Below are 10,332 nucleotides of genomic sequence, written 5' to 3'. Positions count from 1 at the left end.
TGCACCGTCCCTCGCTCCACAGCACGATTCACCACCCCCGCAGACGTGGCCGCCTACCTCGATGCCTACGGCACCGAACCCCCGGACAACATCAAACACGCATGTTGAATCTCTGCGAGCCCTAAGGGCTCCCCCAAGACAGCCGGTCGCGGGTGGGATGGTCTTGCTCTGTCAAGTGTGATCACGGTGTCGCGGCCGCCCTGGCTCGACCTGTTCCCCCCTGCGAGGCGGTCAGTGCGCTGCGCACGGCACCAGATCGGTCAGGAATCGAGAAGCGCCCCGCACCGAGCACAACTAGCGTGATGGCCATGGCAACCATCGAATCCGTCACCCTCGACGTGGCCGACCCCACGGCCGCCAACCGCTTCTACACCGCCGCCTTCGGTTTGGAATCGCAGGTACGCCTGCGGGCCTCGGAGGCACCGACGACCGGCTTCCGCGGGTTCACACTGTCACTCATGGTGTCCCAGCCGGCCACCGTGAAAGGCCTCGTCGACGCCGCTGTCGACGCCGGTGCCACGCCGCTGAAGCCTGCCGCGAAGTCGTTCTGGGGCTACGGCGGTGTCGTACGAGCCCCGGACGGAACGATCTGGAAGGTCGCCACCTCGGCGAAGAAGGACACCGGCCCGCACACCCGACAGATCGACGAGATCGTGCTCCTGATGGGAGTCGCGGACATGGCCGCGAGCAAGCAGTTCTACGTCGGCCGCGGTCTCGCCGTGGCGAAGAGCTTCGGCCGCAAGTACGTCGAGTTCGCCACTCCGTCGAGCCCCGTCAAGCTGGCACTGTACGGGCGCCGTGCCCTTGCCAAGGACGCCGGCGTTCCTTCCGACGGCACTGGATCGCACCGGCTCATGATCGGCAGCGATGCCGGGCCGTTCACCGACCCTGACGGGTTCGCATGGGAGACCCCCTCGTCGGCTTCATCCGCGAGTTGATCGGATCTCACGATGGCCTTCTACGGTGGCCTGCCGAATCGGCACGGGGCTCGTCCCGCCGGCGTTGCGGGTCCGGCGGGTCGCGGCGGCGACCGAGGCCATGAGCTCCGCGTCCAGGAGGGACGGGGCGGCGAGGCGGGTCGCGGCTGCGAACGAGTTGAGCAGCGCCTTGGTGACGCGCAGGGCGGCCTCGGGGCGGCGGACGATCGGCCAGGTGCGGTCGCGTAAGACCTGTCTGCACACGTCGTAGCCGGTGGCGAAGTACGCGCCCCACGGGGCCCGTACGACGTCGCCCATGGCCCTCAGTTCAGCCAGGAGGCCGTAGGGCTCTGCCTGGCCCCTCCGGGATTTTCTCAGTCGCCGGAGCAGCGAGATGAGGGCGCGGCGGTCGACGGGGAGCCTGGCTATGCCAGATATAACGCTCACGCAGAGTTCCTTGCCGTCGACCCATGGATGCCGACCAGAACCTATCTTTGGTGTCCGCGGTGAAGCGGGCCGCCGCAACGATGCTGATGGTGTCGTCGGCAAGGCCGCTGTCGGCGATCAGCAGGTCGCTGCTCTCGACGACGGACGCGGCGTCCAAGCTCCGATGCAGGTGGCAGGCATGCTCGGCCAGGTTCTGCTCCATCCTGAGCAGACCGCCGGACTCATCGAAACCGTCAGGCTTTGCTTCGTCCATGGTGATCTATTGCACTATCCCGACCGGCATCAGGTCCAGGCCATGGCCCCAGGTCGACGTACATCACCGAGGAGAGCGCCCATGTCAGGGTCGGCACCCCGCTGCGACGACCCATCGGCAGGCACAGGGAGTAGGTGGGGCGCGGTCGGGTACGCGGAGCGGAGCAACCCGAACGTCACTACCAGGGAGCTTCTATGCAAATGAAAAACATCTTCGTGATTGGCCTGGACGAGGCCAATCTGCCCACCCTGCAAGGCGTGCCCGACGCGCGCGGCTACCGATTCCACCAGCTCCTGACCATTGAGGAGCTGCAGCAGGGCGAGGTCTCCGTACCCGATCTGCTGGAAAAGGCGCAGCACACCCTGGACGCTTTCGACGGCAACATCGACGCGATCGTCGGCTATTGGGACTTCCCCGTGAGCACACTCGTGCCGATCCTCAGCGAGCGCTACGGCACGCGCAGCACCAGCCTGGAGTCGATCGTCAAGTGCGAGCACAAGTACTGGAGCCGGCTGGAGCAGCAGAAGGCCGTCGACGCGCACCCGCGCTTCGGCATGGTCGACCTGGAGGCGGCCGAGCCCAAGCCGCCGGAGGGCGTGTGCTTCCCGATGTGGCTCAAGCCCGCGCTGGCATACTCCTCCGAACTGGCCTTCGGCGTAAAGAACCAGGAGGAGTTCCTGGAAGCGGTCGCGGAGATCCGCGAAGGGATATCCCGCGTCGGCCGCCCCTTCGAGTACATACTCGACCGGCTTGAACTGCCCCCGGAGATGGACGGGGTGGGCGGAATGGTCTGTCTGGCCGAGGAAGCGCTGACGGGCATCCAGGTCGCCGTGGAGGGTTACGTCCACGATGGCAAGGTCACTGTCTACGGCGTACTGGATTCCATCAACTACCCCGACAGCTCCAGCTTCCTGCGCCACCAGTACCCCTCAACGCTGCCCGAGCCCGTGATCCGGCGGCTGCACGACGTGTCCGAACGTGTCATGCGGCAGATCGGCATGGAGGCGGCGACGTTCAGTATCGAGTTCTTCTACGACCCGCAGACCGACGACATCAACGTGCTGGAGATCAACCCCCGGCACTCGCAGTCGCACGCCGAGCTCTTCGAGTACGTCGACGGCGCCCCCAACCACCACTGCATGGTCAGCCTGGCACTCGGCAAGGACCCGAGCCTCCCGCACCGTGCGGGCCGCTACGAGACGGCCGCCAAGTGGTACTACCGCTGGTTCGCCGACGGTGTGGTGCACAGCGTTCCCACCGAGGAGGACATCGAGCGCATCGAGCGGGACATATCCGGCGTGGTCGTCGACGTGGTGCCGCCCGAGGGACAGCGACTGTCGCGCATACCCCAGCAGGACAGCTACAGCTACGAACTCGCCCACATCTTCACCGGTGGGCACAGCGAGAAGGACCTGAGTGAGAAGTACGACCGCTGCGTGGCGGCCCTGAGCCTCACCTTCGACCGGACCTCGCCCGGCGGCCGGGACCAGAAGAACGTCTGAACCGAGCAGCACCGCACCACCCCCGCACATCAAGGAGCCGGTAAGCCCTATGCGTTTCGTGAGCAACCTGCCCTGCACGACCAAGGAAGAAGAGCACGTCACTGTCCCCATGTCCGACGGCACCCTGCTCTCGGCGCGCATCTGGCGCCCCACCTCATCCGACACGGAGCCGGTGCCCGCGGTGCTGGAGTACATCCCGTACCGCAAACGCGACCTCACGTCCGTACGCGACTCGATCCACCACCCGTACATCGCGGGCCACGGCTACGCCTGCGTGCGCGTCGACCTGCGCGGCACCGGCGAGTCGCAGGGAGTGCTCAGGGACGAGTACCTGGAGCAGGAGCAGCGCGACGCGGATGATGTCCTCGCCTGGCTGGCCGACCAGCCCTGGTGTGACGGGGCCACCGGCATGATGGGCATTTCCTGGGGCGCGTTCGCGGCCCTGCAGGTCGCCGCCCGGCAGCCGCCGAGCCTGCGCGCCATCGCCATCTCGTCCTTCACGGACGACCGGTACGCCGACGACATGCACTACATGGGCGGTGCGCTGCTCTCGGACAACCTCGCCGAGGCGGGCACCATGTTCGCCTACGCCACCTGCCCGCCGGACCCGGCGCTGGTCGGCGACGAATGGCGCGCCATGTGGCACGAGCGCCTGGAGAACACCCGCCCGTGGATCCTCCAGTGGCTGCGCCACCAGCGTCGCGACGACTACTGGCGGCACGCCTCGGTGTGCGAGGACTACCAGGCCGTACGCTGTCCCGTCCTCGCCTCCAGCGGCTGGGCGGACGGCTACTCCAACGCGGTGACCCGGCTCCTGGAGAACCTGGACGTGCCGCGCAAGGGGCTGATCGGCCCGTGGTCGCACAAGTTCCCCCACCTGGGCGAGCCGGGCCCCGCCATCGGCTACCTTCAGGAACTGGTGCGCTGGTGGGACCACTGGCTCAAGGGCGTCGACAACGGCGTCATGGACGGGCCCATGCTGCAGGCCTGGATGCAGGACAGCGTGCCGCCGTCGACCTCCTACGAACAGCGCCCCGGCCGCTGGGTCGGTGAGCCCAGCTGGCCGTCCCCGCACATCGAGTCGCGGACCCACCCGCTCACCCGGCACCGCATCGGCGCCCCCGGCGAGGCACCGTCTCGCGGCGAGAGCGGACCGGGCGGGGCGATGACCATCCAATCGCCGCTTTCAGTGGGCCAGTTCGGCGGCAAATGGGCGTCGTACAACGCCCCGCCCGACCTGCCCTACGACCAGCGGGAGGAGGACGGCGGCTCGCTGGTGTTCGACTCGGACCTGCTCACCGAGCAGGTGGAGATCCTGGGCTCGCCCACCGTCGAACTCGAACTGTCGGTGAGTGAGCCGATCGCCACGGTGGTTGCCCGGCTGTCCGACGTGGCACCCGACGGCCCGGCCACCCGGGTGTCGTACGGCATCCTCAACCTCACGCACCGCGACGGCACCGGCGCCCCCGACGTGCTGGAGCCCGGCCGCCGCTACCGGGCCACCGTCCAGCTCAACGGGGTGGCCCAGGTGTTCCCGCCCGGCCACCGCATCCGGCTGTCGCTGTCCACGTCCTACTGGCCGCTCGCCTGGCCGCCGCCCAGGCCGGTCGTGCTCAGCGTCCACGAGGGGCCGAGCTCCCTGACACTGCCGGTCCGCCCGGCCGCCGAGCCCGACGGACTCCCGCAGCAGCCCTTCGGTGAACCGGAGGGTACGCAGCCGCTGATCAACACCCAGCTGGTGGCCCCGGAGGGAAGCTGGGAGGTCAGGCGTGACCTGGTGAAGTACAAGTCCGTGCTGGAGATCGTCAAAGACCGCGGTGTCGTGCGCCACGAGGACATCGGCCTCGACGTCGGCCTGCGCGCCTACGAGCGCTACGACGCGGTCGCCGACGACTTCACCTCGGTCAGCGGCGAGTCGGCCTGGACCATGCGGTTCCGGCGCGACGCCTGGAACGTACGCGTGGAGACCAGGACGGTTCTGCGGTGCAGCGAGACGGAGTTCTTCGTCGACGCGACCCTGGACGGCTACGAGGGGCAGCACAGGGTCTTCTCCCGGACGTGGAACGAGACGCTGCCCAGGGACGGCCTGTAGGGCTGTGGGGTCGGCCGTGCCTTGGCCTTGTTGGTCGTTGTGCTGGCTGGTGACCAGGTGATCTGGTGAGCCCGTGAGCGGGGCGGGGGTCGGATTCGGTCGGCAAGTGGGCGCGGACGATGTCTCACGGTCCAGGCGGAGAGCGCGGCGACATCCGCGCCCGCGTCTGGTGCCGAGAGGAACTACGGGGGCGCCCGCGCCACCGGCTCGCAGACCTCTCGGCACGGCGCCTCGCCATGGCCGAACTCGCCGCCGCCGCCAAGTGGTCGACGGGCAGCCCCCGTTGACGACCTGCTCCGCCAGGAGCAGGGTGTGGCTGCGGCGGCGCGCCAAGCACGCGAAGTGGGAGCCGCTCCGGATGTGACGGTACGGATCTTCCGCGACCAGACCGAGGTGAACACGCAGGCCCAGCGCGCTCCGCACACCGGTTGGGACCTGCACTCCCGCTGGGACGCGGACCCTTCAGGCGCGCCGTAGGGCCGCCCGGACCTCACAGAGATGCGCCAGGAGATCAACCGCATCAGCGTCGACCTGGTCCGCGCGATCGCCTGTTCCGCGGCAGCACGCGCGGCCCCTCCCTGCGGCGCCGTACTGACTGCCACCGAGGCGTACGTGCAGCGCGACCGGCGCCGGGTGGTGCGCATGATCTATGAGGTCGTCGCCTTCCAGGCCCTGCGCGATCAGCTCAAGTGCAAGGAGATCTGGGTGGTCGGCACCGGCTCTCCCGCTCAGATCACTGGGTGGAGACCTTGTGGACGGTAATGTCGTCGGGGTTCAGTCGTCGTCCGTCCGCCGACCGGACTTCCAGCGCGCGAAGGCCATGTCCCTGCCGGTGGTCGACCATCTGCGAGTGCGGTTCGCCGGGGGCGAAGAAATTCTGTTCACCCCATTGCCGCAGCGCCACGATGACGGGGAAGAGGGCTTTGCCCTTCGGGGTCAGTACGTACTCGCGGTAGGCGCTGCCGTCCGAGGCGGGGACGGACGCGAGGACACCGCCGGCGACCAGGGCGCGCAGGCGCGCGGTGAGGATGTTCTTCGCCACGCCGAGGCTGCGCTGGAACTCCCCGAAGCGACGGCTCCCGTCGAAGGCGTCTCGCACGATCAGAAGAGACCACCAGTCGCCGATCGCGTCCACTGACCGAGCGACGGGACAGTCGCTGTCGTCGAAGCGCGTCCTTCTCACCATGTCGTCCTCCACTCTCACACTAGTTGCAAAATGCTACCAAAAAAAGCTACGGTCTCCATCGGTGGCAAGATAAAACCAAGTGTGCGGAGGGGTGCCGAATGGTCAGCAACTGTGAGGCTGTGACACCACGGGCCGCGGCACGGAGCGGGGGAGGTCCCGCGTTCGTCCTGTCCCGCGGCGTCGTCATGCTGTTCGCCGTCGCCTGTGGAACCGCGGTGGCCAACGTCTACTTCGCCCAGCCGCTCCTGGTGACCGTGGGCCACGACCTCGCGATGAGCCCGGCACTTGTCGGCAGCGTCGTCACCCTCACACATGTCGGATATGGGCTGGGACTCTTCTTCCTCGTGCCGCTGGGCGACGTGGCCGACCGCAGACGCCTCATCGTGGCCCAACTGCTTCTCCTGGTGCTGGCGTTGGCAGCGGTCGCCACCGCACACACCACGGCGATCCTGCTCGCGGGCATGGCCGCGATGGGGCTTCTCGCGGTAGTCACGCAGACGCTGGTGGCCTTCGCGGCGTCACTGGCCCCTCCCGCCCGGCGTGGACGCGTCGTCGGCCTGGTGACCAGCGGCGTGGTCATCGGGATCCTGCTCGCGCGCACCGCATCCGGCCTCATGGCCGACCTCGCGGGCTGGCGCTCCGTCTACCTCGCTTCAGCGGCGCTCACCGCTCTGCTCGCCCTGGTCCTGCACCGAGTGCTGCCCCGCCACAACGATGCCCCGCCAATATCCCTGCGTTACGGACAACTCCTGCGCTCCACGATCACCCTGTTCGCACGAGAACGGCTTCTGCGGCTCCGCGCCCTGCTCGGCCTGCTGATCTTCGCAGTCTTCAGCGCCCTGTGGAGCAGCATCGCGCTGCCGCTCAGCGAGCCCCCGACTTCCCTTTCCCACACCGCGATCGGTGCATTGGGGCTGGTCGGAGCCGTAGGTGCCCTGGCCGCGACCATGGCGGGCCGCCTGAACGACCGCGGACTCTCCGAGCGGACCACCGGCATTGCCCTTGCGCTGCTCGCTGCCTCGTGGCTGCCCTTGGCCTTCACCCGCAGCTCGCTCTGGGCCCTGGTCGTCGGCGTGATCCTCCTCGATCTCGCCGTGCAGGCGGTCCACGTCACCAACCAGACCCTGATCTATGCGCTGCACCCGGACGCGGGCAGCCGGTTGATCGGCGGATACATGGTCTTCTACTCGATCGGCAGCGCCACCGGCGCCATCGCCGCGACCTCCCTCTACGCTGCGGCCGGTTGGGGCGCCGTGTGCGCACTGGGCGCCGCGATCAGCTGCCTCGCGTTTGCGCTCTGGGCGTTCACGCGACACAGCACCCCGGACCCCACCACCAAGGCCACCGACTGGGGTCATTCCGTGGCTGTTGATGTATCGGCCGATGGATGAGCAAGATCGGTTCGCGGGGGGTCGCGTCGGGATCTACGCCGGATGCGGCCGGATCCTCTCGGACAAGAAGTCCGGCAAGAACGCCGAGCGCGAGAGAAGTATGGGCCCCCGATCCAGCGGGCTACGGCGCGTCCGGGGTGGGCACGCAGCCTGTACGGGCGGTTGGACGCCGCGTTCAACCACGCCGGCGCCAGCGCCGTGGAGTCATTCCACGAGTACACCGAGGAGGCTTACGATCACCTGCTGGACGTCAACCTCAAGGGTGTGTTCCTTGCCATGCTGGCAGAGATCAAAGCCACGCTCGCCGACGGCGGCGCGATCGTCAACACCAGCAGCGTCGGTAGTCTGATCGGCAACCACGGCCTTGCCCCCTACATCGCCGCCAGCATGGTGTGATCGGCCTGACCAAGGCCGCCGCCTTCGAGTACAGCCGGCAGAACCTCCGTATCAACGCCCTCGCCCCTGGCTCCACGGCCACCGAAATGTTCCTGGGGGGGGGTATGGAGCACGCCCCCGCCGAGATCGTCGCCAGATTCAACACCTTCAGCCCGATGGACCGCCTCGGCCGGCCGCTGGAGATCGCCACCGCCGCCGCTTGGCTCCTGTCCGATCAGGCGGGCTTCGTCACCGGCGCCACGCTGCCCGTCGACGGCGGCTTCCTGCTCGCCTGACCCCAGCCTTGAGCGCCTGGTGCCTTGCTGTCCGTGCACATGACGGAGATGCTGCTGCATCTCACCGCTCAGGTGTCCGGCAAACGTGCCGCTGTCGTGTGATGTGTGTTCGCGGGTGGTGCCAAAATTTGGTTGCGGGTTTTTTGTGTGAGCCCCTGATCCCTGGACAGGCGAAGGTCTGGGTCACCGGAGCAGTCACGCAGTTCCGGTGTCTTCCTCATGTACTGCGTTCAGTCGATTAAGGGAGCCATTCATTATGAGCGACATCTGGGGCTACCAGCCGACGACCGGTTACACCGCGGGCAACACTCTGACCGGGTACAAGGTCGAGGCGACCGACGGAAGCATCGGGAAGGTGGACAAGCACTCCGACGAGGTCGGGTCCTCCTACCTTGTTGTGGACACCGGGGTCTGGATTTTTGGCAAGCATGTACTGCTGCCGGCCGGTACGGTGACGCGCGTTGACGCTGCGGAAGAGAAGATCTACGTCGATCGGACGAAGGATCAGATCAAGGCCGCGCCCGAGTTCGACAAGGACAAGCACCTCGGCGACGCCGGTTACCACGAGGAAGTGGGCGGCCACTACGGCCGTCACCGCGCGGTCTGAGGACCATACGCATCGGGGGTGGGGCAGCAGGATTCTCCGGCTGCCCCACCCCTGCGTTGTGCGCGGTGCCCGCCTTCATCGGCATCAGCCGCGATTCGGAATGGCCAGTTACCCGGAGTGCCGGGTCGGGCACTGTGGAGCCGCCCGCCCTCAGCCCAGGAGCGCGCAGACGGACAGGACCCCGCCCATCCCCGCTACACCGGTATGAATGGCAACCCACAACGCATAGAGGCGGATCTTGCCCAGGAACGAAAACCGTGATCTGTGCAGGCGTTTGGTCGCCTGTCGCCCTGCCTCGATCGGGAGAGTCGGGTCGATCCGACTCAATTCGATCCTGAGCCGACGTGCTTGAGAGCTGTGCGAGAAGCGTTCCTGGAACTTCAGACAGCTGAGCGCCCCGTAAAGTCCCAGCAGCATCATCGGCAGAGCGACCACCAGAAGTGATGGCTGAGTCTCTTCTGGGAGACGAAGCCAAGGCCGGCGGCAACGACCACGATCACGATGTCGGTCAGCGCAGCGCGCTGTCCCTCGGCCTGCAATGCCTGTTGACGTTCGTCCTTCCAGAGTTCGATCAGGACATCGACCCGGTCCGCCATGCGTCCACCCGCCCCGTCCGACAACTTGCGTGCCCAACATGTGAGTTGCCTCCAGCGGATGGTGCAGAACGCTGAGATTTCGGCTCATCGAGGGAGCTCCGCGGCAGACGGCCCGCACTCACCGCATCATCGACGTCTTGGTCGAGGCGGGCATTCGTCACTCGGCCGACAACTCCTACCGAGGTGCCGACGCCGCCCACCGTGAGGGAGGGAGCTGTCGCACCCTTGTGCCCGTACGGCGTCCCATGAGGTGTCTGGGGGTCCGGTCCTTGGTCCGCAGGTGGGGAACCGAACGGGTTCTGTTTGCCGATGAACCCCACCGCTACGCGCCGCCCGGCTCACGCTGAAGACTCGGGCGGTCCACGCAGCCACACGCCCCGGGAGCGCCGATGCCGCCGCACTGGGATGCTGACGCGGATCACCGGCCGGACTACCCGCCACGCACTCCGACGCCGCCGAAGCAGGCCCCGAACCCGCTCACTCCGGAAGATTTCAAGTCCAGTGAGACGGTCGTGACGCTATGAGGTTTGTGGTGCGGGTTCCCGGCGCTTGGCCGGGTCGTTGATCCAGGCAGTCTGGGGTATCTCGGGTGGTCGGGGGCGGCGGCCGAAGCGTTCGGGGTGGCGGACGTAAGCCTCGGCGAGGGTGACGGCCCGCTGGTCGCGGACCT

General features: G+C 67.6%; 13 protein-coding genes and 2 pseudogenes. 10 read left to right on the top strand and 5 right to left on the bottom strand.

All coding sequences use genetic code 11. From position 1 onward, the window contains the following. Positions 1–308: 308 nt before the first annotated feature. Positions 309–938 (top strand): VOC family protein, encoded by a 630-nt coding sequence (locus QMK30_RS37700; protein WP_283522850.1) that lies wholly within the window; start codon positions 309–311, stop codon positions 936–938. Here QMK30_RS37700 and QMK30_RS37695 read toward each other — a convergent pair. Together QMK30_RS37695 and QMK30_RS37690 are read right to left on the bottom strand one after the other, a co-directional pair. Further along, a pseudogene (locus QMK30_RS37695) lies at positions 924–1,148 on the bottom strand (hypothetical protein); the annotation flags it as partial. The gene QMK30_RS37700 and the pseudogene QMK30_RS37695 overlap by 15 nt on opposite strands. A 264-nt stretch (positions 1,149–1,412) precedes the next feature. Further along, positions 1,413–1,566 (bottom strand): annotated as a pseudogene (locus QMK30_RS37690) (GNAT family N-acetyltransferase); the annotation flags it as partial. Positions 1,567–1,811: 245 nt separating this feature from the next. Here QMK30_RS37690 and QMK30_RS37685 point away from each other — a divergent pair. From QMK30_RS37685 to QMK30_RS37665, 5 genes are all read left to right on the top strand, one after another. Beyond that, on the top strand, positions 1,812–3,119 hold the full coding sequence (locus tag QMK30_RS37685) for an ATP-grasp domain-containing protein (RefSeq protein WP_283522849.1): 1,308 nt from the start codon (positions 1,812–1,814) through the stop codon (positions 3,117–3,119). Positions 3,120–3,168: 49 nt separating this feature from the next. Continuing rightward, positions 3,169–5,211, top strand: coding sequence for a CocE/NonD family hydrolase (locus QMK30_RS37680; RefSeq protein WP_283522848.1), 2,043 nt, complete (start codon positions 3,169–3,171; stop codon positions 5,209–5,211). Between the two features lie 119 nt (positions 5,212–5,330). Then, entirely contained in the window at positions 5,331–5,498 is a 168-nt protein-coding gene (locus QMK30_RS37675; protein ID WP_283522847.1) for a hypothetical protein, read from the top strand. A 25-nt stretch (positions 5,499–5,523) separates the two neighbouring features. After that, positions 5,524–5,688, top strand: a complete 165-nt coding sequence (locus QMK30_RS37670) for a hypothetical protein (RefSeq protein ID WP_283522846.1) — start codon at positions 5,524–5,526, stop codon at positions 5,686–5,688. Positions 5,689–5,709: 21 nt separating this feature from the next. Then, complete coding sequence (locus QMK30_RS37665; RefSeq protein ID WP_283522845.1) at positions 5,710–5,973, top strand: hypothetical protein; 264 nt, start codon at positions 5,710–5,712, stop codon at positions 5,971–5,973. Here QMK30_RS37665 and QMK30_RS37660 read toward each other — a convergent pair. Continuing rightward, positions 5,945–6,397 carry a winged helix-turn-helix transcriptional regulator gene (locus QMK30_RS37660; RefSeq protein ID WP_283522844.1) on the bottom strand — a complete coding sequence of 151 codons (453 nt, stop codon included), beginning with the start codon at positions 6,395–6,397 and terminating at the stop codon, positions 5,945–5,947. The genes QMK30_RS37665 and QMK30_RS37660 overlap by 29 nt on opposite strands. A gap of 98 nt (positions 6,398–6,495) precedes the next feature. Between QMK30_RS37660 and QMK30_RS37655 the strand changes: the two genes are divergently transcribed. The 4 genes from QMK30_RS37655 (at position 6,496) to QMK30_RS37640 (ending at position 9,066) form a co-directional block, all read left to right on the top strand. Further along, entirely contained in the window at positions 6,496–7,788 is a 1,293-nt protein-coding gene (locus tag QMK30_RS37655) for an MFS transporter (protein ID WP_502963309.1), read from the top strand. A 162-nt stretch (positions 7,789–7,950) separates the two neighbouring features. After that, positions 7,951–8,184: an SDR family NAD(P)-dependent oxidoreductase gene (locus QMK30_RS37650; protein ID WP_283522843.1), complete on the top strand. Its 234-nt coding sequence runs from the start codon at positions 7,951–7,953 to the stop codon at positions 8,182–8,184. Further along, positions 8,181–8,459, top strand: a complete 279-nt coding sequence (locus QMK30_RS37645; protein WP_283522842.1) for an SDR family NAD(P)-dependent oxidoreductase — start codon at positions 8,181–8,183, stop codon at positions 8,457–8,459. Before QMK30_RS37650 ends, QMK30_RS37645 begins: the two co-directional genes overlap by 4 nt. 256 nt (positions 8,460–8,715) lie before the next feature. Further along, positions 8,716–9,066, top strand: a complete 351-nt coding sequence (locus QMK30_RS37640; protein WP_283522841.1) for a PRC-barrel domain-containing protein — start codon at positions 8,716–8,718, stop codon at positions 9,064–9,066. A 150-nt stretch (positions 9,067–9,216) separates the two neighbouring features. Here QMK30_RS37640 and QMK30_RS37635 read toward each other — a convergent pair whose 3' ends face one another. After that, a complete protein-coding gene (locus tag QMK30_RS37635; RefSeq protein ID WP_283522840.1) occupies positions 9,217–9,486 on the bottom strand; it encodes a hypothetical protein in 270 nt (89 codons plus the stop codon). Then, positions 9,483–9,662, bottom strand: coding sequence for a hypothetical protein (locus QMK30_RS37630; protein WP_283522839.1), 180 nt, complete (start codon positions 9,660–9,662; stop codon positions 9,483–9,485). Before QMK30_RS37630 ends, QMK30_RS37635 begins: the two co-directional genes overlap by 4 nt. Between the last annotated feature and the right edge of the window lie 670 nt (positions 9,663–10,332).

This window comes from Streptomyces sp. H27-C3 (genome assembly GCF_030063415.1).
Lineage (GTDB): Bacteria > Actinomycetota > Actinomycetes > Streptomycetales > Streptomycetaceae > Streptomyces.
Note: the sequence above shows the minus strand (reverse complement) of the source record. Positions and strands in the feature narration are given on the sequence as shown.